Source organism: Streptomyces sp. NPDC001406 (assembly GCF_042895285.1).
Lineage (GTDB): Bacteria > Actinomycetota > Actinomycetes > Streptomycetales > Streptomycetaceae > Streptomyces.
Genome location: NZ_JBIAWG010000014.1, coordinates 133,868 through 156,339, shown reverse-complemented (window position 1 = coordinate 156,339; position 22,472 = coordinate 133,868). Strand labels below are relative to the sequence as shown.

The following is a 22,472-nucleotide window of genomic DNA, read 5'->3' as shown; positions in this document are numbered from 1 at the left end:
GTGTGCGATTCGGAGGGTGCCGGAGGCCCCGGCCGTCACCCCGGTGGCCCCGGCCCTCACCCGGCCAGCGCTTCGGCCATCAGCCGCACGCCCGCCCTGATCCGCGCCGGCGACAGATGCGCGTACCCCAGGACCAGCCGGACGCCGGAGGCATCCGCACGCGCGTGTGCGCACGCGCTGAGCGGACGCACCGCGACACCGGCGGCGGCCATCCGCTCCAGGAAGCGCTCCTCGGGCCCGTACCGCCGCGGCAGTTCGGCGATGGCGTGCAGACCCGCGGCGATCCCCGACACCCTGGCCTGCGGGAAGTACTCCTCCAGCGCCGCGACCAGGACGTCGCGCCGCTCGCGGTAGGCGCGCTGACAACGGCGCAACTGCCGGTCGTAGTCGCCGTGCTCCAGGAAGCGCGCGAACAGCGCCTGGTCCAGCGAGGGATGCCCGAGATCCATGGTCCGCTTGCGCTCGACCATCTCGTCGGCCAGCCACTCGGGCACGAGCAGCCAGCCCAGCCTCAGGCCCGGGGCGAGGGACTTGCTGACCGACCCCGTGTAGGCGACCCGCTCCGGGTCCAGTCCCTGCAGCGCGCCCACGGGGGCACGGTCGTACCGGAAGTCGCCGTCGTAGTCGTCTTCCAGGATGAGCCCGTCCACCGACCGGGCCCAGTCGAGCAACTCGGTGCGCCGCCGCGCCGAGTACGCGATACCGGTGGGGAACTGGTGGGCCGGCGTCGTCACCACGGCGCGGACTCCCGAGGCGCGCAGCGGGTCCAGGGCCAGGCCCTCGTCGTCCAGGGGCAGCGGTACGGTGCCCATGCCGGCCGCGGTGTACAGGGCCTCGTGCTGCGGGCTCCCCGGGTCCTCGACGCCGACGGTGCGCATCCCGCGCGCGTGGAGCACGAATCCCAGCAGGGTCGTGGCCTGCGCGACGCCCGAGACGACCACGATCCGCTCCGGGTCGGCGGCCACGCCCCGGCGACGGCCCAGCAGTTCGGCGAGGGCGGTGCGCAGCCGGGGCAGTCCGCGCGGGTCGGGGTAGCCGAGGTCTTGGTGCGGCAGGTCCGCCAGCACTGCCCGTTGTGCCGCGGCCCAGGCGGCGCGCGGGAACAGCGACAGGTCCGGTGTCCCGGGGACGAAGTCGGCGCGCGCGCCGGGGGAGCGTGGCGCCAGGTCACGCGCGCGGGGCGAGGCCGCGCGTACGCCGCCGCCCACCCACGTGCCCGCTCCGCGGTCGCTGCGCAGATAGCCCTCGGCGGTCAGCTGCTCGTACGCCTCGGTGACCAGCCCGCGCGACACCCCGAGGTCGGCCGCGAGGTCCCGGCTCGACGGCAGCCGGGTGCCCGGCGCGAGCCGCCCCGAGCGGATCGCCTCGCGCAGTGCCGCCTGGAGGGCGCGGCCACGTGCGCGCGTCGGCGCCGACGCGGCCGGCAGCAGCAGTTCCCATGCGGCGGTGCCCGTCAGCCCGCCCGGATTGGTCCCCGATGACGTCATGGAAGTGGACCTTAAACCGGGCCGCCGCGGTCCCCAGCGTCGCCGTCATGAACGCCACCCGTCGCGGTGCCCTGCTCGCCGCATTCGCCTGTGTGCTCGTCGGAGGCTCCTTCACCGCCAACAGCCTGCTCGGCGACTACCCGTACGCGGGTGGCCAGTGCCTGCGCTACGGACTGGCCACTGTGCTGCTCCTCCCGCTCGCCGGCCGCGGGTCGACGCAGCGCCTGTGCGGGCTCACACCCCGCCAGTGGGCGCGGCTGGCGCTGCTCGCCGCCGTAGGCATGGTCGGCTTCAACCTGTCCGTCATCGCCGCCGAGCGCACCGCCGAGCCGGCCGTACCGGGCGTCTTCGTGGGCTGCTCTCCCGTGGTGGTGGCGGTCCTCGTCCCGCTCCTCGACGGCCGCCGTCCGCAGCGCGTCGTGCTGTACGGCGCCCTGCTGGTCGCCGTCGGCGCGTTCACGGTGCAGGGGTGGGGCCGTACCGACGCGGCCGGGATCGCTTTCTCCACCTGCGCCCTGGCCGGTGAGGTCGGGTTCGCGGTCCTCGCGGTCCCCGTGCTGCGGCCGCTGGGACCGCGGCTGCTGTCCGCCACGGTGAGCGCCGTCGCCGCTGCCGAGTCGGCCCTCGCCGGCGTCGTCCTCGACGGGGACGGGTGGCTGCGGCGCCCCGACGCCACCGAGGCCGCCGCGCTGCTGTGGCAGGCGGCGGTCGTCACGGTCGTCGGCTTCGTGTGCTGGTACATGGGCATGCAGCGGATCGGGGCGGAGCGCGCCACGCTCTTCTCCGGGCTCATCCCGGTGGCGGCCGCCTGCACCGCCCCCTTCGCGGGAACCGGCTCCTACGGTCTCGCCCAGGCCGCGGGCAGCGCCCTGGTGGGCGCCGGAGTCGCCCTGGGCTCGGGGGCCTTGACCGGGGTCCGGCGCCGGTCAGTGGCTGCCGTCGAGGATCACGCGGGCGACGAGCGCAGGATCGTCGTTCATCGGGCAGTGCCCGCAGCCGGGCAGCCGCACCAGCCGGGCCCGGGGGATGACCTGCTTGGCGCGGACGCCCTGGCGGCGCACCAGCAGCCAGTCCCTGGTCCCCCAGCCAACGGTGACCGGAAGCCCCGGGAGGTCGTCGGTGAACTGGACGGCGGCACCGGCCCGCAGCGTCGCGTCGAATCCGGTGGCCTGGGCCAGCGCGAGCGTCTCGGCGACCACGGCCTCGGGTGAACGGCGGGCCGGACGGGCGTAGATGGTGCTCGTCAGGGCCGTCCGGCCGGCCGCCGTGCGGGCCAGCCGCTCGACCAGCGGCACCGGGAGCTGCTGGGAGATCCGCCGCATCGCGATGAGGACGCCGAACGCGTACAGCCGCTCGGCCTCCGACCAGAACCCGGCCGGGGAGAGGGCGGTGACGGACCGTACGAGCTTCTCGCGGCCCAGCTCCAGGGCCAGCAGGCCGCCCAGGGAGTTGCCCGCCACGTGCGGGCGGTCCAGATCCAGTGCCTCGAACAGGGCGGCGAGCACGGAGTTGGTGGTGGGCAGGTCGTAGGCGAGGCCGTCCGGCAGGGCCGGGGACGCGCCGAAGCCGGGCAGATCCACGGCGATCACATCGCGCTCGGTCGCGAGGATGTCCACCACGGGGTCCCAGGCCTGCCGGTGGTGGCCGATGCCGTGCAGCAGGACCAGTGGGTCGCCGTCCCCCACGCGCGCGTAGGAGACGGTCACCGGCCGCTGGCCGTGCGCGGAGGGGACCGTGAAGGAGACGGTCGCGGACATGGGGTGCTCCTCGTCTGGACTGGCCGATGGACGCCGTAGACAGCTTGTCAGCAATTGCTACCGGCGGGTAGCCCCCAGTTGCGGCGTGTCGTGCCGCGTCAGGGGCCTCAACGCGCCGTGCGGACCTGCACGTTGAAGTCGGCGTGGCCGAGGCTCTGCATCAGATTGATCCACAGGGGCAGATACATCTCCAGGGAACGCGCCGCCCGGATACCGCCAAGGTCCAGGACCCTTTCGGCCGGCCAGCCGAACTCGCCGAGCAGGGCCGTCACCTGCTCCTTGGCGTCGGCATCCTCCCCGCACAGGAACATCTGGTGCTCGCCCGGCACCCGCGCCGGATCCACCATCACCTGGCAGTTGACGGTGTTCAGCGTCTTCACCACGCGCGCGTGCGGGAAGGCCCGCTGGAGCCGCTCGCCCACGCTGTCCGACTCGACCGGGTCCAGCCGCAGCTGCCCCTCCTCGAAGGCCAGCGGGTTGGAGACGTCGACGACCACCTTGCCGTCGAGATTCGCCGCTCCGGCCGCCTCCAGAGCCGCCTGCGCCACCCGGCCGCCCACGGCGTTCACGATCACCTCGGCGGCCGCGGCCGCCTCCGCGAACGTCCCGGCACTCGCCCCGGCGCCCGCCTCCCGCGCCCACTGCAGAGCGGCCGGATTGTCCTTCGTGCGCGAGCCCAGGGTCACCTCGTGCCCCAACCGCACCAGCTTGCCCCCCAGTGTGCGGCCCACCTCGCCCGTGCCCAGCACCGCGTACCGCATCGGCCACCTCCCGTGCCCTGTCCGCCGACCGCCGACGGTCCGCCGATCATTGTGGTCCGGGCGCGCCCTGGACGGGTCGATTCCGCCTGGACAGCACGCGTTGTGTCGGATGGGATGGAGGCGTGAGCGCCGACACCGTGACCGACGTCTTCGAGGAGCACCGTCCCGTTCTCATGGGCGTCGCCTACCGCATGCTCGGGCGGGTGGCCGACGCGGAGGACGTGGTCCAGGACGCCTGGCTGCGCTGGTCCGGCGCGGACCGCGGCGACGTGCGCGAACCGCGCGGCTTTCTGGTGCGCGTCACCACCCGGCTGGCCATCGACCGGCTCCGTCAGATCCGGGCGCGGGGCGAGGCGTACGTCGGCCCGTGGCTCCCGGAGCCGTACGTCACCGACTTCGGCGACACCGTCCCGGACACGGCGGAGCGCGCCGTGCTGGCCGATTCCGTCTCCCTCGCCGTACTCGTCGTGCTGGAGTCGCTGTCCCCGCTGGAGCGCGCCGTGTTCGTGCTGCGGGAGGCGTTCGCCTATCCGTACGCCGACATCGCGGCCATGCTCGACCGCGGTGAGGCGGCGGTGCGTCAACTCGCCGGGCGGGCCCGTCGGCACGTCGACGAGCGGCGGCCGCGCTATGAGGTCGACCCGGCCCAGCGCCGGGACCTGACGGAGCGGTTCCTCGCCGCGGCGGCCGAGGGTGACCTCGAGGGCCTGCTGTCGCTGCTGGCCCCCGACGTTCGCCTGGTCGGCGACAGCGGCGGCAAGGCGAAGGCACCGCTGCGGATCCTGGAGACCGCCGACAAGGTGGGCCGGTTCGTCATCGGTGCCGCGCGCAAGGACGGAGCCGGGCTGTCCTTCCGCCTTCTGGAGGTCAACGGCGGCGTCGCGGTGCTGGCCCTGTCCGGGGACAAGCCCGACAGCGTGCTGCAGATCGACGCCGCCGACGGCGTCGTCCGCGCGGTGTACGTCATCCGCAACCCCGACAAGCTGCGGTCCCTGGCCGCCCGCTGATCCGTACCGCCCGAGGTTCCCGTCACGCGAGGGGAGCTTTGCCGCGATGTCACGAACACGGCCTCGTGAGAACGCTCAATGAACGCTCCGCGGCGCCGGTCCTGTGCGTTGCGTAAGGGATCGAGGATTGGTCTTGACCAAGGGTGGGGGCCGCCCTATGGTCGCAGATAAGTGCAACAACCTTTAATAAACAAGGGCGCCAAAAACGCCGCCGGACCACGGCGATTGCGGAGGACAGGGTGGGGACCACGCAGCTGGAATCGGTGCCGGAACCGAAGTACTGGCACCTCAAGACCGTGCTCAGTGAGGCACTCGACTCCGAGTTCTCGGTCGGCGAGATCCTGCCCAACGAGCGCGACCTCGCCGCCCGCTTCGGCGTCGCCCGCGCCACGCTCCGCCAGGCCCTCGAACAGCTTGAGCTGGAAGGCCGGCTGCAGCGCCGCCGTGGCGTCGGGACGACCGTCGCCCCGCCGCGCGTCGGCGTGTCCGTCGGCGCCGAGCAGCACGTCTGGCCGGGCGCCGCCGGTGACGCCTGGCAGCCCGCCGACAGCACGCGGACGGCACCGCCCGCCACCGTCGCCGCCGCCCTGGGGACCGACCCCGAGGAGCCCGTGCACACCGTGCGCCGCTCCCGTGTCTCCCACGGCCAGCCGGTCGCCGCCGAACTGCTCTACATCCCGGCCTCCTCGGTGCCCGACCTGTCGGCGATCGACGCACCGAACGGCGCCGCACGCGCGCGTGCCGTGCTGCGCGAGTTGCAGCGCCTGGAGCTGGAGGGCCAGGACCGCTCCGTGGAACTCGGCTCGGCCCGCGCCGACGACGCCAAGGAACTCGACCGCCTTCCCGGCGCGCCCGTCCTCGTCGTCACCACCCGCTTCTTCGCCGAGGGACGCACCGCCGCGCTCTCCGTCGCCACCTACCGCGCGGACACCTGCCGGCTGACCTTCGGCGACTCCGGCGGCGTGGAGATCCACCACGGCCCCGAGCGGCAGGCCTCGTAACCCCGCGCACCTCCGCCCCGACACGCACCGACCGCGCCCCGGAACCCCACCGGGGTGCGGCGCTTTTCCCGTCATCCGCGGCAGCACCCGACTTTCCGCAGCAGCCGTACGCCGTGCCCGCCGTCCCCCGGAGTTCAGCGGCGCGCGGTCACCGTGCCCTCCACCGCGAACAACTGCTCCTCCACATGGTCCAGGGCGAGCCGCAGCGCGCCCGTGGCCACGGCCGCCTCGCCCAGCAGGGAGAGCGTCACCTTGGGGGGCCGCAGACAGTAGCGGGCCAGTTCATGGCGCAGCGGCTCCAGCACGCCGTCCAGACCGGCCGCCCAGCCGCCGACGACCACCAGCTCCGGGTCGAGGGCCAGGACCAGCGCCGCCACGTCGTGGACCAGCCGCTGGATGAAACGGTCGACGGCCGCGCGGGCCCGTTTGTCGCCCTCGCGCGCGAGCGCGAACACCTCCGCCACCGCCTGCTCGTCCAGCGGGTGCAGCGGCTCGTCCGTGGTGGACAGGAGCGTCTCCGGGGTCGCCTCCCGGCCCAGCAGATGCAGCGCGCCGATCTCTCCGGCCGCCCCTCCGTACCCGCGGTGCAGCCGCCCGCCGATCAGCGAACCGGCGCCCGGGCTCAGTCCCGCCAGGACGAACACGACGTCGTCCGACTCGGTCGCGGCGCCCTTCCAGTGCTCGGCGACGGCCGCGGCGTTGGCGTCGTTCTCGACCAGGACCGGGCACTTGAAGGAGCGGCTGAGCCGCTCGCCGAGCCGCAGGCCCGTCCACTGGGGCAGCGCGGTGCCGAGCCGCACAGTGCCGTCGGCCTCGACGATCCCCGGTGCGCCGACGCCCACCGCACGCAGTGAGCCGCGCGGTACCCCGGCCCGGCGCAGCAGCTCGGCGACGGCCGTCCGCAGCCGCTCCAGGCGCTCGTCCGCGTCGGCCGTCTCGTCGACCTCCTTGGCCTGCGCGCCCAGCACCCGGCCGTCGAGGTCGGCCAGGAGCGCGGCGACGCGGTGCGCCCCGATCTCCAGGCCCAGCAGATGTCCGGCCTCGGCCCGGAACCGGAAGCGCCGCGCGGGCCGCCCCTGACGCCGGGTGACGCCCTCCTCGGCGGCCTTCTCGACGACGAGACCGCCCTCGATGAGCCCCTCGACGACGCCCTCGACGGTCGGCCGGGACAGTCCGGTGACCCGGGTGATCTCGGTGAGCGTCGCACAGTCCGTGGCACGCAGCGCGTGCAGCACCACTGCGGAATTGATCCTTCGCAGCAGCGAGGGATCGCCGCCGGTCAGCCGCCCCAACGTCCGTCCTCCCAGCTCGTGCGCGTGTTGGGCGGATCGTACTCGGCACGGCGGAACCGGGCGAGTGCCGGGCCGCCCCGGATGCGCGGGCGCACCGGATCAACCGGGTGCCACGAACCCCGACTCGTACGCCGTGATCACCGCCTGGGTGCGGTCGCGGGCGCCGAGCTTCGCCAGTACGGCGCTGACATGCGACTTGACCGTCTCGGTGCCGACGACCAGCCGGTCCGCGATCTCCGCGTTCGACAGCCCCCGGGTCATCAGCCGCAGCACCTCGGCCTCCCGCTCGGTCAGCCGGGCCCGCTCCAGCACGGCGCGCGCCGCCCGGTTTCCACCGCCGTCGCCGTACTGCGCGGCGAGTTGGCGCACCGACGCGGGGAACAGCAGCGACTCGCCCGCCGCGACCAGCCGCACGGCGTGCACGATCTCGGCGGGCCGGGCCCGCTTCAGCAGGAACCCGTCCGCGCCCGCGCGCAGCGCCTCGTACACGTACTCGTCGTTCTCGAACGTGGTCACCACCAGGATCTTCGGCGGATCGTCGACGGTGCGCAGCACCGCGCGCGTGGCCTCGATCCCGTCCAGCAGCGGCATCCGTACATCCATCGCGACCACATCGGGCCGCAGCTGCCGCACCAACGGGATCACCGCCGCCCCGTCGGCCGCCTCGCCGGCCACCTCGATGTCGGGCTGCGCCTCCAGCACGGCTCGCAGACCGGCGCGGACCAGGGGTTCGTCGTCGACGAGGAGAACGGTGACCGGCATCCGCCAAGCCTAGGGGATGTCGTTTGGATCATGCCAGCGTCGCGGGGCCGGGCACGCACTCCCCCAAGCTCTTCGAGCAGGGGGACCCCCATGACCCCGCTCGGGTCGGCAGACCGCACCGTTCGTCACGGCCGACCTGATCCTTCCTAGATCACAAGGGCAGTTCGGCGTGCACCTGCCAGTCGCCCTCGTGCGGTCCGGTGTGCGCGCGGCCGCCGAGCAGGGCCGCGCGCTCGCGTATGCCCCGCAGACCGCTGCCCCGGCCGGGACCGGGTACCGGAGCCTTGAGCGGATTGCGTACTTCCAGCGCGAGGGTGCCCCCGGCCACCGTGACACGGACCCGCACGGGCACGTCCCCCGCATGGCGCAGCACATTGGTCAGCGCCTCCTGGAGGATGCGGTAGCCCTCGCGGGAGACCGGTCCCGGCACCGTCTCCACGGGACCGGTCACCTCGGCGTCGACCTTGGCGCCGGAGGCGCGCGCGGATTCCAGGAGCCGGTCGGCGTCCGCCAGGGTGGGCCGGCCGCTCACCGGTCGCTCCGACTCGCGCAGGACGCCCAGCACCCGCTCCAGGTCCTCCAGCGCGGCCCGCCCCGTCTCCTCGATGGCGCTCAGGGCGCGGTCGGTGAACTCCGGGTCGCCGGCCGTCCGCGCCGCGCCCGCCTGCACCACCGCCACCGTCAGCGCGTGCCCGATGGAGTCGTGCAGCTCACGGGCGATACGGGTGCGCTCCAGGAGCTGCTCGGTCCGCTCCTCCAGGGCGGCGAGCCGCTCGGCCGCGGACGTACCGAGCAGCCGCCGCGCGACGGCGGTCACGAGCTCGCCGAGCCCGACGAGGGCGCCGTAGAGCGCGACCAGGGGGAGCGGGATCAGCAAGGCGTAGGCCCAGTGCGGCTCCGCCCGGTCCAGTACCGGGACATCGGCAACGTGTCCCCACGCCATGCTGCCGAGTTCGTACGCGAGCAACGGCAGCCACACCGAGGCCATCGAGGTGGCCACGCCCAGGACCAGCCGCACCTCCATCCACAGCACCGTGCGCAGCCGGTCCGGCCAGGTCGCCGACGGCGTCACGGAGATCCCCGGCTCCGCCACGCCGGGCGTGAGCAGCAGCCGCGCCTGCACGCCCTCGCCCATCCGCACGACCGGGAGGAGCCCGAACGGAACGAGCACGAGCGCGGGCACCCACGGCTTCGACGAGTCGATGAACATCCACACGCTGAAGATCAGCATCGGCAGCCACAGATGCAGCAGCCGCGTGTACGTCGTCCCCCGCGTCAGCGGGCGCAGAAAGCGGGCCATCGGACCATCGTGGCAGGTGGCACCGACAACAGGCCTCCCCCGGGCGGGGGAGAGGATCTCCACCGGCGGGGGAGGAACCAACGCCCGTGAGGCGTCAGGGTGTTGCCATGACCAGCATCGACGTACGAGACCTCACCAAGGAGTACGGCAGCCGGCGGGCCGTGGACCGACTCACCTTCCCCGTCCGCCCCGGCCGCGTCACGGGCTTCCTCGGCCCCAACGGCGCCGGAAAGTCGACCACCATGCGGCTCGTCCTCGGCCTGGACCGGCCGACCTCAGGCACCGCCACGATCGGCGGCCGCGCCTACGGTGAACTCCACGAGCCCCTGCGCAAGGTGGGCGCCCTGCTCGACGCGCGGGCCGCGCACGGCTCCCGCACCGCACGCGACCATCTGCGTGCCCTCGCGGCCGGCAACCGCATACCGGACCGCAGGATCGACGCCGTGCTGGAACAGACCGGACTCGCCGCCGTGGCCCGGCGCCGGGTGAAGACGTATTCCCTCGGTATGCGCCAGCGGCTCGGCATCGCCGCCGCCCTGCTCGGCGACCCGCAGGTGATCCTGCTGGACGAGCCGGCCAACGGCCTCGACCCCGAGGGCATCGTCTGGATCCGCACCCTGCTGCGCGGCCTGGCGGCGGACGGCCGGACCGTCCTGGTCTCCAGCCATCTGATGCACGAGACCGCCGCCTTCGCCGACCACCTCGTGATCCTCGGCCGCGGCCGCCTCCTCGCCGACACCCCCGTCCAGGACTTCATCCACGCACGCGTACGGCCCGAGGTCAGGATCCGCACCACCGACGACGCCGCGCTCGGCGACCTGCTCGCCCGGCACGGTCACGACGCCTCCCGCGGCGAGGACGGGACGTGGACCGTACGGCACGCGCGCGTGGACGACCTCGGCCGCCTCATGTCCGGGGCGGGCGTGCCCGTACTGGAACTGGCCGCCCAGGAGGCCACCTTGGAGCAGGCCTACTTCGATCTGACCGCGGCCGAGGCCGAGTTCACCACCCAGCCCCAGGAGGCCTGACCATGCCCTTCGCACCCGTTCTGCATGCGGAGTGGATCAAGATCCGGACGCTGCGCTCGCTCGTCGGCAGCCTGGTGGCGATCCTCGTCGCCACCGCCTCCTTCTCCGCGCTGGCCTCCGCCTCCGCGAATGCGGGCACCGACGACGCGGACCCGCTGTTCTCGGTGTTCTTCGGCATCAGTTTCGGGCAGATCGCCGCGATCGCCTTCGGTACGACGGCCCTGTCCTCGGAGTTCCGGGGCGGCGCGCTGCGGCTGACCCTGGCGGCCGTGCCCGACCGGCGGCGCTGGTTCGCCGCGAAGGCCACGGCGATCGCACTGCCCGTCCTCGCCGTCGGACTGGTCACCGGGGTGGTGACCCTGTTGGTGGGCAAGGCCGTCCTCGGCGCCTCCGGGCCGAGCTGGGCCGAGGGAGTGCGCGGCGTGCTCGGCTGTGGCCTGCACCTCACGCTGATGGCACTGTTCGCCGCCGGACTCGCGGCCGTGCTGCGCAGCGGCGTCGCGACCCTCTCCATCCTGATCCCGTTCCTGCTGATCGTGTCCTTCGTCATCGGCGACCTGTCCGCGGGTGTTGCCGACTACCTGCCCGACCGGGCCGGGCAAGTGGCCCTGCACAGCACGTGGGACGGCTCCCTCGGACCCTGGACCGGGCTCGCGGTGACCGCGCTGTGGGCGGCGGCGGCCCTGTGCGCCGGAGCCTGGAGCATCCAGCGCAGGGATGCCTGACAGCCCGCCAATTGTCAGTGGGGCCCGCTTTACTGGATCACATGGACATCGCGAACTGCCTTGCTGTGATCGAGCGGCTGTGCGCCCGGGAGTTCCCCGAGGCGGACGGCAGGACCGATGTGGGCACGGGCGGGCCGGGGTACCTGATAGCCGAGTTAGAGACCAGCGGCGATTTCTACGAGGACGACGGCACCGAGCGGGAGGAGACGGAGGCGCAGTACGAGGCCGACCGGGACGCGTTGGCGGAGCGGCTCGCCGAGCGGTGGGGACCGGCGGACGTGTTCAGCCTGGACAGCGTGTTCCGGCGCGGCACGGAGGGGGAGGAGCCGGCGGAGCCGTGGGACACGCTCGCTTCGCACGTCCCCGATGTGCATCTGTGGCGGACGGAGTCGGGCCGCTGGCTCGCGCTGGGCGTGTCCCAGTGGGACACCGAACTGCCCTTCCAGCTGCTGGCGGTGGTCACCGAGACCGACCCGCCCTGACCCGTCAGATCCGCGCGGCCTCCCGCAACCGCCCGAACTCCTCCGCCATCGTCGCCGCCGTCCAATGGGCGTTCAGCCCGCTGGGATTGGGCAGCACCCACACGCGCGTGTCCCCGATCGTCCGCTCCTGCGGCCCCACCTGGGCCCCGCGGTCCCCGAAGGCGGCCCGGTAGGCGGTCACCCCGACCACGGCCAGCCACGTCGGCCGCAGTCGCGTCACCTTCGCCGACAGCAGCCGCCCGCCCTCCACGTACTCCTGAGGCGTCAGCTCGTCGGCCCGTGCGGTCGCCCGCGCCACGACGTTGGTGATGCCGAGTCCGTACGCCGGCAACTCCTGCTGCTCCGCGGGCTTCATCAGCCTCGGCGTGAACCCGGACCGATGCAGCACCGGCCAGAACCGGTTCCCGGGACGGGCGAAGTGGTGACCCGTCGCCGCCGTCATCAGCCCGGGGTTGATCCCGCAGAACAGCACCTGGAGACCGGCCGCGACCACGTCGGGGACGAGTCGGTCGCGGGCGGCCTCCAGTTCCGCCTGGGTAAGGGGGCACCTCCCTGCTCGAGCGGAGCCGAGAGCTTGGGGGAGGGTCAGAGGATCGCCCCCGGCGTGTACCCGGCGGCCTCCGGGTGCTGCTTGACGATCTCCTGGATGCGGCCGACGACGACACCCACCTGATCGGCGGCGGCGCCGGTGAAGGACAGCTTGTCGGCCATCAGCTCGGCGAGCTGCGCGCGGTCCAGCGGGAGGCGCTCGTCGGCGGCCAGCTTGTCCAGCAGGTCGTTGCGCTCGGCGCCCTGCTCGCGCATCGCGAGCGCGGTGGCGACCGCGTTCTCCTTGATCGCCTCGTGCGCCACCTCACGGCCGACGCCCGCGCGCACCGCGCCCATCAGCACCTTGGTGGTGGCGAGGAACGGCAGGTAGCGGTCGAGCTCACGGGCGACGACCGCAGGGAAGGCACCGAACTCGTCGAGCACGGTCAGGAAGGTCTCCAGCAGACCGTCGAGCGCGAAGAAGGCGTCCGGCAGGGCGACCCGGCGCACCACCGAGCAGGACACGTCGCCCTCGTTCCACTGGTCGCCCGCCAGCTCGCCCGTCATCGAGGCATAGCCGCGCAGGATGACCATGAGGCCGTTGACGCGCTCGCAGGAGCGGGTGTTCATCTTGTGCGGCATCGCGGACGAGCCGACCTGACCGGGCTTGAAGCCCTCGGTCACCAGCTCGTGCCCGGCCATCAGCCGGATCGTCTTGGCCAGCGAGGACGGCGCCGCCGCCAGCTGCACCAGGGCGGTCACGACCTCGTAGTCCAGCGAGCGCGGGTAGACCTGGCCGACCGAGGTGAAGGCCCGCGAGAAGCCGAGGTGCGCCGCGATCCGGTCCTCCAGCTCGGCGAGCTTCGACGCGTCGCCGCCCAGCAGGTCCAGCATGTCCTGCGCCGTACCGACCGGACCCTTGATGCCGCGCAGGGGGTAGCGGGACAGAAGCTCCTCGATGCGGCCGTGGGCGACGAGCAGCTCGTCGGCCGCGGTCGCGAAGCGCTTGCCGAGGGTGGTGGCCTGGGCGGCGACATTGTGGGACCGGCCGGCCATGACCAGCTCGGCGTGCTCGCCGGCCAGCCTGCCCAGCCGCGCCAGGACGGCCACCGTACGGTCGCGCATCAGCTCCAGCGAGAGCCGGATCTGCAGCTGCTCGACGTTCTCCGTCAGGTCGCGGGACGTCATGCCCTTGTGCACGTGCTCGTGCCCGGCGAGGTCGTTGAACTCCTCGATGCGGGCCTTCACGTCGTGCCGCGTGACCTTCTCGCGCTCGGCGATCGAGGCCAGGTCGACGGTGTCGAGGACGCGTTCGTAGTCGGCGATCGCCTCGTCCGGCACCTCGATGCCGAGGTCCTTCTGGGCGCGCAGCACGGCGAGCCAGAGCTGCCGCTCCAGCTTCACCTTCTGCTCGGGGGACCAGAGCGTGGCGAGCTCGGCGGAGGCGTAGCGTCCGGCGAGGACGTTCGGGATGCGGGGCTTGGCGGGCGCTGAAGTCACGTGTACGGATTCTACTGGCGATTCATGCAGGCCAGCGCCACGGGGCCGTTCGGCGGAACCTACAAGGGGCCGGTGAGGCCCAGGACACGTCGTCCCCGAGGTCCAGGGCACGTCGCCCCGCCGCCCGGGTCACATCGTCTCCGAGGCCCAGGACACGAAGTCCGTGTCGGCCAGTTCCGCCAGCACGTCCGCATGGCACGGCTCGGGTGCGCACCAGCAGGCCAGCCTTTTCCCGCGCAGCTCCGGCACCAGGTCGAGCAGCTCGGGCCGTTCCAGCAGGTACGCCCGGTACATCGCGATGACCTCGGCCCGGGTGCCCTGCCGCTTCTTCTTCGGGGTGTCGTAGGCGAAGGGGTTGTACAGCGGGTGCCGGGGCAGGTCCCAGCCGCCCAGCGTCCAGCGCCGGCCGACATGGACCACGTCCTCGGGGGCGTGCTCCAGCCGCGGGCCGAACTCGTGGATCCGGCCCCGGAGGTTGATCACCCGCGTGGTCACGGCCGTTACGCCGCCGGACCCTCGTACGGCAGCAGCTCCGGCCGCTTCGCCGGGCGGCCGTCCCCGGACGAGCGGCCGGTGAGCCGGCGGCCGATCCACGGCAGCAGGTGCTGCTTGGCGAACCGCGCGTCCGCGGCCCGCCGGGTGACCCAGCCCGGTGGCGGCGTGGCCGCCATCGCGGTGCGCCACTCGGTGTCCTCGGGCGAGTAGCCGAGCGTCTGCCAGACCGCCTCGGCGACCCGCCGGTGCCCCTCGGCCGTCAGATGCAGCCGGTCCACGTCCCACATCCGCGGGTCGGCCAGCGAGGGCGCCCCGTAGAGGTCCACCACCACGGCGCCGTGCCGCTCCGCCAGCTCGTCGACGCAGGCGAACAGCTCCTCCATGCGCGGCCGGAACCGCTCCAGGACCGGACCCTGGCGGCCGGGGCTGCGCATCAGCACCAGCTGCCCGCACGCGGGCGCCAGGCGCTCCACGGCCTCCGTCAGCAGACCCTTCACCCGTCCCATGTCGCACTTGGGCCGCAGCGTGTCGTTGAGCCCGCCGACCAGCGTGATCACATCGGGGTTCATGGCCGCCGCCACGTCGATCTGCTCGTCGACGATCTGCCCGATCAGCTTGCCCCGCACCGCCAGGTTGGCGTACCGGAAGCCGGGGCTGCGGGCGGCCATCCGCGCCGCGAGGAGGTCGGCCCAGCCCCGGTAGGAGCCGTCCGGCAGCAGGTCCGACATGCCCTCGGTGAAGGAGTCGCCGACCGCGACCAGGCTGGTGTGCGTGGGGTGTGTGGGATTCGTCTGCATGGCGACAGCGATGGTATCCCGGCTCCATACCCAGCGGTCGGTCGGCCCCGGACCGCCGACCCGGGAGCGGTCAGGCATGCTGCCCGAAGAGCTCCCGCAGCACGTCCTCCATCGTCACCAGCCCCGCAAGCCGTCCGTCCGCGCCGAGCACGCCCGCCACATGCGTACGGCTCCCTCGCATCGCGGTGAGCACGTCGTCCAGCGGGGTGTTCTCCCGCACGCGCGCGATCGGCCGCATGTCCCGCAGCCGGAACGCCTCGTCCCGCGGCGAGGCGTCCAGGGCGTCCTTGACGTGCAGATAGCCCACGATCCGACGGCCCTCGTCCACCACGGGGAAACGGGAGAAGCCCGACTCCGCCGACAGCCGCTCCACCTGCTCCGGTGTGACACCCACGCGCGCGTAGACGACGCGTTCCAGCGGGACCACCACGTCCCGCACCGGTCGGCTGCCCAGCTCCAGGGCGTCGTGCAGCCGCTCCCGCGCCCGGTCGTCGATCAGGCCCGCGTCGCCGGCGGCCTTGACGATCTGGGCCAGTTCCGCGTCCGAGAAGGTCGCCGCCACCTCGTCCTTGGTCTCCACCCTGAGCAGCTTGAGCAGTCCGTTCGCGAAGGCGTTGACCGTGAAGATCACCGGGCGCAGCGCACGGGACAGGGCGACCAGGGGCGGGCCGAGCAGCAGCGCGCTGCGCACCGGTTCGGCGAGCGCGATGTTCTTCGGCACCATCTCGCCGAGCAGCATGTGCAGATACGTCGCCAGTGTCAGCGCGATCACGAAGGACACGACGTGACCCGCACCCTCGGGCACGCCCAGCGCATGGAACACGGGCTCCAGGAGATGCGCGATCGCCGGCTCCGCGACCACACCCAGCACCAGCGTGCACAGCGTGATGCCGAGCTGGGCGGCCGCCAGCAGCGCCGACACATGCTCCAGGCCCCACAGCACGGCCTTCGCGCGCCGGTCGCCCTGCTCGGCGTGCGGCTCGATCTGGCTGCGGCGCACCGAGATCAGCGCGAACTCGGCCGCGACGAAGAAGGCGTTGGCGACCAGTGTCGTCAGACCGATCAGCAACTGTACGGCGGTCACTTCGCGCCCTCCCCCTGCGTACTCTGTTCGTCGTCGAGCGGCGCGTGCAGCAGCACCCGGGCCGCCCGGCGCCCCGACGCGTCCACCACGTCCAGCCGCCATCCGGCCACCTCGACGCGGTCACCGGTGCGCGGTATGCGGCCCAGCGCGGTCGCGATGAGGCCGGCCAGTGTCTCGTACGGCCCCTCGGGCGCCCGGAGGCCGACGCGCGCGAGCTGGTCCGTGCGGGCGGCACCGTCCGCCGAGTACAGCGCTCGGCCCTCCTCGTCGGCCCCGGCGGGGGCGAGATCGGGGGTCTCGTGCGGGTCGTGCTCGTCCCGCACCTCGCCGACGACCTCCTCGACGATGTCCTCCAGGGTCGCGACGCCCGCCGTACCGCCGTACTCGTCGATGACCACGGCCATCGTGCGCTTGCCGGAGAGCCGGTCGAGGAGCCGGTCGACGGTGAGCGACTCGGGAACCAGCAGGGGCTCGCGCATCACCTGGGAGACGGGCCGGTGCGGCCGCTCGTCGGCGGGCAGGGCCAGGACGTCCTTGATGTGGGCGATGCCGACGACCGAGTCGAGGCTGCCGCGGTACACGGGGAACCGGGACAGTCCGGTCGCCCGGGTCGCGTTCGCCACGTCCTCGCAGGTGGCCTGGACATCCAGGGCGACGACCTGGACGCGCGGCGTCATCACGTTCTCCGAGCTGAGGTCGGCGAGGTTCAGGGTCCGTACGAACAGTTCGGCGGTGTCCGCCTCCAGGGCGCCCTCCTTGGCGGAGTGCCGGGCCAGCGCCACCAGCTCCTGGGGCCCGCGCGCGGAGGCCAGCTCCTCGGCGGGCTCGACGCCGAAACGGCGCACCACATGGTTGGCCGTGTTGTTGAGGTGGGTGATGAAGGGGCGGAAGGCGGCGCTGAACAGACGCTGCGGATTGCCCACCCGCTTCGCCACGGCCAGCGGCGAGGAGATCGCCCAGTTCTTGGGCACCAGCTCGCCGACGACCATCAGGAACACGGTCGACAGAGCCGTGCCCAGCACCAGCGCGACCGAGCTCGCCGTGCCCGAGGAGAGCCCGAGCGCCTCCAGCGGCCCCGCGATCAGTTTGGCGATCGACGGCTCGGAGAGCATGCCGACCACCAGGTTGGTGACGGTGATCCCGAGCTGCGCGCCGGAAAGCTGGAACGTCAGACTCCGTACGGCCTTGAGGGCGCCCGCCGCGCCGCGCTCGCCGCGTTCGACGGCCCGCTCCAGCTCGCCGCGCTCGACCGTGGTCAGCGAGAACTCGGCGGCGACGAAGGCACCACAGGCGATCGAGAGCAGCACCGCCACGAGCAGGAGGAGCACTTCGGTCATCGGGTCACCTCCGTCCCATCGTCGGACAGGGCAGGGGGGAACGCGCGATGTCGTTGGCCGGAAGGCTCGCCCATGGGCGGACGCTCACACCTTTCGTCGGAGGCCGAGTGGCCGGAGTCGTTCCCTCAATAGTAAAGGACCGGCAAAGTGGCTCAGTCGGTCAGCGGCTTCACCCAGCGCCGCCAGTGCTCCTCCGGCGCGTACCCGGCCGCCCGCCAGGCGTGCTGAGCGGTCTCGTTGCGGACCAGTACCATGGCGTCCCCGCGCCGGCCGCCCAGCCGTACGAACCGCTCCTCGGCGGCGGCCAGGAGCGCCGAGCCGATGCCCTGCCGCCGCCGCCCGGGATGCACCGCGAGCCGGTACAGATGACAGCGCCAGCCGTCGAAGCCCGCGATCACCGTGCCGACCAGCTCCCCGCCCAGCTCCGCCAGGATGAGCGCCCCGGGGTCGCGGGCGACCAGCCGCTCCACACCGTCCCGGTCGTCGCTGATGCTCGTGCCCTCCGCGGCCGACTTCCAGAAGGCCAGCACGGTGTCGAGGTCCTCGGGGCCGGCGGCCCGTACACGCAGTTCCGTCATGCGGACGATCACACCACGGGCCATGGAACCCGACGCGGAATTCCGGCATGCGGACGGCTACTTGCCACGCAACTCCGCGATCACCGGCGCGAACTCCTCCATGTACGGCTCCAGCACGGTCAGATACGAGAACCCGTACCGCTCGCGCCGCGCCCGCACCTGCTCGACGAGCCGCTCCAGGGGACCGGCCAGCACGACGGGCAGCTCCAGCGCCTGTTCGGCGGTGAGCTGCGGCTGGCGCTCCAGCAGCGGTTCGAGCGCGGTTCCGGGGTCGTCGGTGAGGGCCACCGTCTGGAGGAGCAGGTTCAGCTCGGCGGGCTCGGTTCGTGCGGCCGCCAGTTCCCGGTAGCGGCCCACACGCTCGTCCAGCTCCCCGGGTGTCATGGGCCGCAGCCGTCCCGTCGTGCTCCCCGGCACCAGCCCGACCCCCGTGAAGCCGGCGATGTCGGCGTGCTCGGCGGTCAGGCGCAGGACACGGTCGCCGTTGCCGCCGATCAGCAGCGGGACCCGTGGCTGAGCCGGGCGGGGCTGGTGGTCCGCGGAGCCGAGCAGCCGGTCCAGTTCCTCCACCGTGCGCCGGAGATGGTCCACCCGCTCGCGCGCCGAGCCGTAGGGCAGGCCGGCCGTGTCGTGCTCCGCCTGTACATAGCCGGTGCCGAGGCCGAGTTCCAGGCGGCCGCCGGTCAGCGCGTCGGTCGTCGCCACCTCACGGGCCAGCAGCGTCGGGTTCCAGAAGCCCGCGTTGAGCACGAACGTGCCCAGGCGCGTCCGCTCGGTCGCCTCGGCGGCCGCCACCAGCGCCGGGAACGGCGCGGGCATGCCGAGGTGGTCGGGGACGAGGATCACGTCGTACCCGAGTTCCTCGGCACGCCGGCACTTGGCACGCCACTGTGCGGTCGGCGCGGGAGTGAGCAGGTTGACCCCGAAGCGGAACGGACGCGGCATGAACTCTCCTCGACGGTACGTGACTTGAGACTCCGCCGCGATTCCATCACCCGCGGGCGATGGCCGCCGGCACGTTCCTTACGCGTGCGCGGCGGCCGCCGGCACCTTCGTCACTCGTGCGCGATGGCCGCCAGCACATTCATGCGGGAGGCACGCAACGCCGGCAGCAGTGCCGCCACGATGCCCACGACCGCGGAGCCGATGACGACCGCGACGATCGTGCCCCAGGGGATCGCGAGCGCCGTCATGCCCTGCAGCGCCAGCACCTGCTGGGTGCACACGCCCCACACCAGTCCCAGCGCCAGCCCCAGGACCGCGCCGAACACCGCGATCACCACCGACTCCAGCCGGATCATCCGGCGCAGCTGCCGCCGGGCGAGCCCGATCGCGCGCAGCAGGCCGATCTCCCGCGTACGTTCCACCACCGACAGGGCGAGGGTGTTGACGACACCCAGTACCGCGATGACGATCGCGAGGCCGAGCAGCGCGTACACCAGGTAGAGCAGCACCGCGATCTGGTCGTGGACCAGCTTCTTGTAGTCGGCCTGGTCGCGCACCTGCACCTGCGGATACGCGGCAAGGGTCTTCTCCAGACGCGAGCGCAGCTGGTCGGCGGAGGTGCCGGAGGACTTGTTGACGTACAGCGACGCGTCCTGGCCGCCGGGCACGTACTTCTCGGCCGTGCCGATGCCGAAGAACAGCCCGCCCTGCATGCCGAACCCGCCGGAGCCGGCCTGGTCGGTGAGCGCGCCGACCTTCATCTCGGTCGTCCGGCCGCCCGGGAACTCGACCGGGATCACACTGCCGAGGCGCACCTTGTGGTCCTTGGCGAAGTCGGAGTCCATGCCGAGGCTGCCGTCCGCCAGCGCGGCCGCGGTGTTGCCGCTCGCGTAGGTGACGTGGGCGACGTCGTCGACCCGGGAGTCGTAACCGGCGGCGGTCGTCTTGATCCGCTTGCCGTCCGGCAGCCGCACCGCCACGGGCGCGAACCGCTGCCGTACGACCAGGCCCACCCCCTCCGTGCCGCGCACCTTGTCGGTGATCTCCTTCGTGAACGGCAGGAAGTTGCTGTTCTGCACGACGAAGTCGGCGCCGAGCGTCTTGTCGATCTGCTGGTCGAACGACTTGGACATGGAGGCGCTCGCCACCGACATCCCGCCGACCAGGGCCAGTCCGACCATCAGGGCTGCCGCGGTGGCGCCGGTGCGGCGCGGGTTGCGCAGCGCGTTGCGCTGGCTCATCCGGCCGATGGAACCGAACAGCGCGGGGAAGGCCCCGCCGAGGACGCGGATCACCGGCCGGACGAGCAGTGGTCCGGCGATCACGGTCGCGATGAGCGTCAGGACGACACCGAGGCCGAGGAACGAGGCCGCCGAACTCGTTCTGGTCGCCGTCGCGCAGCCGGCGAGCGCGGCCGCGCCGGCCGCCCCGACGACGGATCCGACGATCGCCCGTGCCCGCAACGGCCGCCCCACACCGGCGATCTCGGCGTCCGCGAGCGCCGCCATCGGCGACACGGTCGCCGCGCGCCGGGCGGGCAGATACGCCGCGACGAAGGTGACGCCGACACCGACGACGTACGCCGCGACGGGGGTCGGCCATCCGACGACCATCTCGGTGGCCTTGAGGTTCATGCCGAACGCGCTCATCAGCTTGATCAGACCGAATGCGAGCCCGATCCCGGCCGCCAGACCCAGCGTGGAGCCGACCACGCCGAGCAGCACCGCCTCGGTCAGCACGGACCGCCGCACCTGGCGCCGGTCGGCGCCCAGGGCACGCAGCAGGCCCAGTTCGCGGGTGCGCTGGGCGATCAGCATGGAGAAGGTGTTGACGATCAGGAAGATGCCGACCAGGACCGCGATCCCGGCGAAGCCGAGCATCACGTACTTGATCACGTCGAGGAATCCGCCGAGGTCGGCGGCGTCCGACTTGGCCTGTTCGTCGGCGGTCTTCAGGTCGTAGCCGCCGGTGCCGATCGCCTGGCCGACGTGCTGCTTGAGCACGTCGTCGGTCACGCCCTTCGCCGCGTCCGCCGAGATGGCGGTGGCCCGGTCGGCGGAGCCGAGCAGTTCGCGGGCGGCGACGGCGGGGTCGAGGAAGACGAGCGCCGCGCCCGGGTTGGTGGTGGTGAAGGTGGCGATGCCGACGACCCGCACCTCGAAGGTGCCCGGCTGCGCCTGCACCGTGAGCGTGTCGCCGATCCGTACGTGCTTCTTGTCGGCGGTGTCCGCGTCGAGGAGCGCCTCGCCCGCGCCGCGCGGGGCGTGGCCGGAGGTCAGCTTCACCGGACTGCGGTCGGTGACGTACCAGTCGGTGGCGATGGTCGGGGCGCCCGTGGTCGGGCCGACGGACTTGTTCCTGCTGTCCACCACCACGATGTTCTGCACGGACACGTCCGCGTGGGCCGCCGCGACCCCGTCCACCTTCGCGACCCGGTCCGCGAGGGCCGCGGGGACGGTCTGCACGGCGCCGGTCGGCACGGACGACTTGAGGTCCTCCTTCGGCCCCACCGTCACATCGGCGGCCGTGGAGGCGAAGAGCCGGTCGAAGGTGCGGCTGACCGTGTCGGAGAAGATCAGGCTGCCCGCGACGAACGCCACGGACAGGACGACGGCCAGCGCGGACAGCAGCAGCCGTCCCTTGTGGGCGAGGAAGCTTCTGAGAGTTGCCTTCAGCACCGGGTCAGTCCTCCTCGGCGGCGCCGTCGCCGTCGCCGTCGAACGAGCCGCGCGCCACGTCGAACCGCTTCATCCGCTCCAGGACCGCCTCCGCCGTCGGCTGCTCCATCCGGTCCACGATCCGCCCGTCGGCGAGGAAGAGGACCAGGTCGGAGTGGGCGGCCGCGCCCGGGTCGTGGGTCACCATGACGACCGTCTGCCCGAGGTCGTCCACGGCGTCCCGCAGGATCCCCAGCACTTCGAGACCGGCGCGCGAGTCGAGGTTGCCGGTCGGCTCGTCGGCGAAGATCAGCTCGGGCCGGGAGGCCAGCGCCCGCGCACAGGCGACGCGCTGCTGCTGACCGCCGGACAGCTGCGTGGGCCGGTGCCCCAGCCGGTCGCGCAGTCCGAGGGTGTCGATGACCTGGTCCAGCCACTTCTCGTCGGGCTTCTTGCCCGCGATGTCCATGGGCAGGGTGATGTTCTCGGCCGCGTTCAGCGTCGGGATGAGGTTGAACGACTGGAACATGAAGCCGATCCGGTCCCGGCGCAGCCGGGTCAGCTCCCGCTCCTTCAGACCCGTGATCTCAGTGTCGCCGAGCCACACCTGACCGGCGGAGACGCTGTCGAGCCCCGCCAGACAGTGCATGAGGGTTGACTTGCCGGAGCCCGAGGGCCCCATGACCGCGGTGAAGCGGCCACGGGCTATGTCCACGTCCACCGAGTCGAGGGCGCGCACCGTGGTCTCGCCCGAGCCGTACGCCTTCGTCAGACCGCGCGCGCGGGCGGCGGTCCCGTCGGCCGACCGCCCCGGCGGGTGCTCCGCAGCAGGTGTGGACAAGGCCGCCTCCTCGCTCGCCTGGACTTCAGCACTCCCTTGCCGCGGCCGAGCCTAGTGTGACGGTGGGCACAGCCGGTATCCCCCCTGTGGCCGAGGCGGTCTCCGCCC

Annotated in this window: 21 protein-coding genes and 1 pseudogene; 6 read left to right on the top strand and 16 right to left on the bottom strand. The window is 72.8% G+C overall.

Translation table 11 applies throughout. From position 1 onward, the window contains the following. Window positions 1–56: 56 nt before the first annotated feature. The gene (locus tag ACFY1J_RS31845; protein WP_390732439.1) at window positions 57–1,487 is read right to left on the bottom strand and encodes a PLP-dependent aminotransferase family protein; all 1,431 of its coding nucleotides are present in this window, start codon (window positions 1,485–1,487) and stop codon (window positions 57–59) included. On the opposite strand from ACFY1J_RS31845, the pseudogene ACFY1J_RS31840 reads away from it, so the two are divergent. After that, window positions 1,439–2,320, top strand: a pseudogene (locus ACFY1J_RS31840) (DMT family transporter); the annotation flags it as partial. The gene ACFY1J_RS31845 and the pseudogene ACFY1J_RS31840 sit on opposite strands and share 49 nt — an antisense overlap. Before the next feature lie 93 nt (window positions 2,321–2,413). Here the strand turns inward: ACFY1J_RS31840 and ACFY1J_RS31835 are convergent. Together ACFY1J_RS31835 and ACFY1J_RS31830 are read right to left on the bottom strand one after the other, a co-directional pair. Beyond that, window positions 2,414–3,244: an alpha/beta fold hydrolase gene (locus tag ACFY1J_RS31835; RefSeq protein WP_390710382.1), complete on the bottom strand. Its 831-nt coding sequence runs from the start codon at window positions 3,242–3,244 to the stop codon at window positions 2,414–2,416. 107 nt (window positions 3,245–3,351) lie between these two features. After that, a complete protein-coding gene (locus ACFY1J_RS31830) occupies window positions 3,352–4,005 on the bottom strand; it encodes an NADPH-dependent F420 reductase (RefSeq protein ID WP_390710383.1) in 654 nt (217 codons plus the stop codon). Window positions 4,006–4,127: 122 nt separating this feature from the next. On the opposite strand from ACFY1J_RS31830, the gene ACFY1J_RS31825 reads away from it, so the two are divergent. Together ACFY1J_RS31825 and ACFY1J_RS31820 are read left to right on the top strand one after the other, a co-directional pair. Next, window positions 4,128–5,012 (top strand): RNA polymerase sigma-70 factor, encoded by an 885-nt coding sequence (locus tag ACFY1J_RS31825; RefSeq protein WP_390710384.1) that lies wholly within the window; start codon window positions 4,128–4,130, stop codon window positions 5,010–5,012. 239 nt (window positions 5,013–5,251) lie between these two features. Then, window positions 5,252–6,013: a GntR family transcriptional regulator gene (locus ACFY1J_RS31820; protein ID WP_390710385.1), complete on the top strand. Its 762-nt coding sequence runs from the start codon at window positions 5,252–5,254 to the stop codon at window positions 6,011–6,013. A gap of 134 nt (window positions 6,014–6,147) precedes the next feature. Here ACFY1J_RS31820 and ACFY1J_RS31815 read toward each other — a convergent pair whose 3' ends face one another. The 3 genes from ACFY1J_RS31815 to ACFY1J_RS31805 all read right to left on the bottom strand — a co-directional run bounded on the left by ACFY1J_RS31815 (window position 6,148) and on the right by ACFY1J_RS31805 (window position 9,367). After that, window positions 6,148–7,305: an ROK family transcriptional regulator gene (locus ACFY1J_RS31815; protein ID WP_363299917.1), complete on the bottom strand. Its 1,158-nt coding sequence runs from the start codon at window positions 7,303–7,305 to the stop codon at window positions 6,148–6,150. A 99-nt stretch (window positions 7,306–7,404) separates the two neighbouring features. Further along, window positions 7,405–8,067: a response regulator transcription factor gene (locus ACFY1J_RS31810; RefSeq protein ID WP_263206198.1), complete on the bottom strand. Its 663-nt coding sequence runs from the start codon at window positions 8,065–8,067 to the stop codon at window positions 7,405–7,407. Window positions 8,068–8,218: 151 nt separating this feature from the next. After that, window positions 8,219–9,367, bottom strand: coding sequence for a sensor histidine kinase (locus tag ACFY1J_RS31805; RefSeq protein ID WP_390710386.1), 1,149 nt, complete (start codon window positions 9,365–9,367; stop codon window positions 8,219–8,221). A gap of 107 nt (window positions 9,368–9,474) precedes the next feature. On the opposite strand from ACFY1J_RS31805, the gene ACFY1J_RS31800 reads away from it, so the two are divergent. The 3 genes from ACFY1J_RS31800 to ACFY1J_RS31790 are packed head-to-tail and all read left to right on the top strand — an operon-like array spanning window position 9,475 to window position 11,602. Further along, window positions 9,475–10,395 carry an ATP-binding cassette domain-containing protein gene (locus ACFY1J_RS31800; RefSeq protein WP_390710387.1) on the top strand — a complete coding sequence of 307 codons (921 nt, stop codon included), beginning with the start codon at window positions 9,475–9,477 and terminating at the stop codon, window positions 10,393–10,395. Between the two features lie 2 nt (window positions 10,396–10,397). After that, a complete protein-coding gene (locus ACFY1J_RS31795; RefSeq protein ID WP_390732438.1) occupies window positions 10,398–11,120 on the top strand; it encodes an ABC transporter permease in 723 nt (240 codons plus the stop codon). A 41-nt stretch (window positions 11,121–11,161) separates the two neighbouring features. Further along, the gene (locus tag ACFY1J_RS31790) at window positions 11,162–11,602 is read left to right on the top strand and encodes a hypothetical protein (protein ID WP_390710389.1); all 441 of its coding nucleotides are present in this window, start codon (window positions 11,162–11,164) and stop codon (window positions 11,600–11,602) included. Between the two features lie 4 nt (window positions 11,603–11,606). On the opposite strand, the gene mug is transcribed toward ACFY1J_RS31790, so the two are convergent. From mug to ACFY1J_RS31740, 10 genes are all read right to left on the bottom strand, one after another. Beyond that, window positions 11,607–12,095 carry a G/U mismatch-specific DNA glycosylase gene (mug, locus tag ACFY1J_RS31785; protein WP_390732437.1) on the bottom strand — a complete coding sequence of 163 codons (489 nt, stop codon included), beginning with the start codon at window positions 12,093–12,095 and terminating at the stop codon, window positions 11,607–11,609. Between the two features lie 92 nt (window positions 12,096–12,187). Next, window positions 12,188–13,630 (bottom strand): adenylosuccinate lyase, encoded by a 1,443-nt coding sequence (gene purB, locus ACFY1J_RS31780; RefSeq protein ID WP_390710391.1) that lies wholly within the window; start codon window positions 13,628–13,630, stop codon window positions 12,188–12,190. A gap of 129 nt (window positions 13,631–13,759) precedes the next feature. Beyond that, complete coding sequence (locus tag ACFY1J_RS31775) at window positions 13,760–14,125, bottom strand: DUF4326 domain-containing protein (RefSeq protein WP_390710392.1); 366 nt, start codon at window positions 14,123–14,125, stop codon at window positions 13,760–13,762. A 5-nt stretch (window positions 14,126–14,130) separates the two neighbouring features. Then, window positions 14,131–14,922 (bottom strand): SGNH/GDSL hydrolase family protein, encoded by a 792-nt coding sequence (locus ACFY1J_RS31770; protein WP_390710393.1) that lies wholly within the window; start codon window positions 14,920–14,922, stop codon window positions 14,131–14,133. Window positions 14,923–14,992: 70 nt separating this feature from the next. After that, complete coding sequence (locus tag ACFY1J_RS31765; RefSeq protein ID WP_390710394.1) at window positions 14,993–16,006, bottom strand: hemolysin family protein; 1,014 nt, start codon at window positions 16,004–16,006, stop codon at window positions 14,993–14,995. After that, window positions 16,003–17,343, bottom strand: a complete 1,341-nt coding sequence (locus ACFY1J_RS31760; RefSeq protein ID WP_390710395.1) for a hemolysin family protein — start codon at window positions 17,341–17,343, stop codon at window positions 16,003–16,005. The genes ACFY1J_RS31765 and ACFY1J_RS31760 overlap by 4 nt, the downstream gene beginning before the upstream one ends. A gap of 152 nt (window positions 17,344–17,495) precedes the next feature. Then, entirely contained in the window at window positions 17,496–17,921 is a 426-nt protein-coding gene (locus ACFY1J_RS31755; protein WP_390710396.1) for a GNAT family N-acetyltransferase, read from the bottom strand. Window positions 17,922–17,978: 57 nt separating this feature from the next. Further along, the gene (locus tag ACFY1J_RS31750) at window positions 17,979–18,866 is read right to left on the bottom strand and encodes an LLM class F420-dependent oxidoreductase (RefSeq protein ID WP_390710397.1); all 888 of its coding nucleotides are present in this window, start codon (window positions 18,864–18,866) and stop codon (window positions 17,979–17,981) included. Window positions 18,867–18,976: 110 nt separating this feature from the next. Next, the gene (locus tag ACFY1J_RS31745) at window positions 18,977–21,544 is read right to left on the bottom strand and encodes an ABC transporter permease (RefSeq protein WP_390732436.1); all 2,568 of its coding nucleotides are present in this window, start codon (window positions 21,542–21,544) and stop codon (window positions 18,977–18,979) included. Between the two features lie 4 nt (window positions 21,545–21,548). Continuing rightward, the gene (locus tag ACFY1J_RS31740; RefSeq protein WP_390710399.1) at window positions 21,549–22,364 is read right to left on the bottom strand and encodes an ABC transporter ATP-binding protein; all 816 of its coding nucleotides are present in this window, start codon (window positions 22,362–22,364) and stop codon (window positions 21,549–21,551) included. Between the last annotated feature and the right edge of the window lie 108 nt (window positions 22,365–22,472).

Excerpts from the sequence above, each read along its gene's own strand:
- ACFY1J_RS31790 (WP_390710389.1), top strand. The coding sequence starts at position 11,162 with ATGGACATCGCGAACTGCCTTGCTGTGATCGAGCGGCTGTGCGCCCGG.
- ACFY1J_RS31750 (WP_390710397.1), bottom strand. The coding sequence starts at position 18,866 with ATGCCGCGTCCGTTCCGCTTCGGGGTCAACCTGCTCACTCCCGCGCCG.
- ACFY1J_RS31800 (WP_390710387.1), top strand. The coding sequence starts at position 9,475 with ATGACCAGCATCGACGTACGAGACCTCACCAAGGAGTACGGCAGCCGG.
- ACFY1J_RS31830 (WP_390710383.1), bottom strand. The coding sequence starts at position 4,005 with ATGCGGTACGCGGTGCTGGGCACGGGCGAGGTGGGCCGCACACTGGGG.
- ACFY1J_RS31795 (WP_390732438.1), top strand. The coding sequence starts at position 10,398 with ATGCCCTTCGCACCCGTTCTGCATGCGGAGTGGATCAAGATCCGGACG.
- ACFY1J_RS31805 (WP_390710386.1), bottom strand. The coding sequence starts at position 9,367 with ATGGCCCGCTTTCTGCGCCCGCTGACGCGGGGGACGACGTACACGCGG.
- ACFY1J_RS31755 (WP_390710396.1), bottom strand. The coding sequence starts at position 17,921 with ATGACGGAACTGCGTGTACGGGCCGCCGGCCCCGAGGACCTCGACACC.
- ACFY1J_RS31810 (WP_263206198.1), bottom strand. The coding sequence starts at position 8,067 with ATGCCGGTCACCGTTCTCCTCGTCGACGACGAACCCCTGGTCCGCGCC.
- ACFY1J_RS31845 (WP_390732439.1), bottom strand. The coding sequence starts at position 1,487 with ATGACGTCATCGGGGACCAATCCGGGCGGGCTGACGGGCACCGCCGCA.
- ACFY1J_RS31770 (WP_390710393.1), bottom strand. The coding sequence starts at position 14,922 with ATGCAGACGAATCCCACACACCCCACGCACACCAGCCTGGTCGCGGTC.
- ACFY1J_RS31760 (WP_390710395.1), bottom strand. The coding sequence starts at position 17,343 with ATGACCGAAGTGCTCCTCCTGCTCGTGGCGGTGCTGCTCTCGATCGCC.
- ACFY1J_RS31835 (WP_390710382.1), bottom strand. The coding sequence starts at position 3,244 with ATGTCCGCGACCGTCTCCTTCACGGTCCCCTCCGCGCACGGCCAGCGG.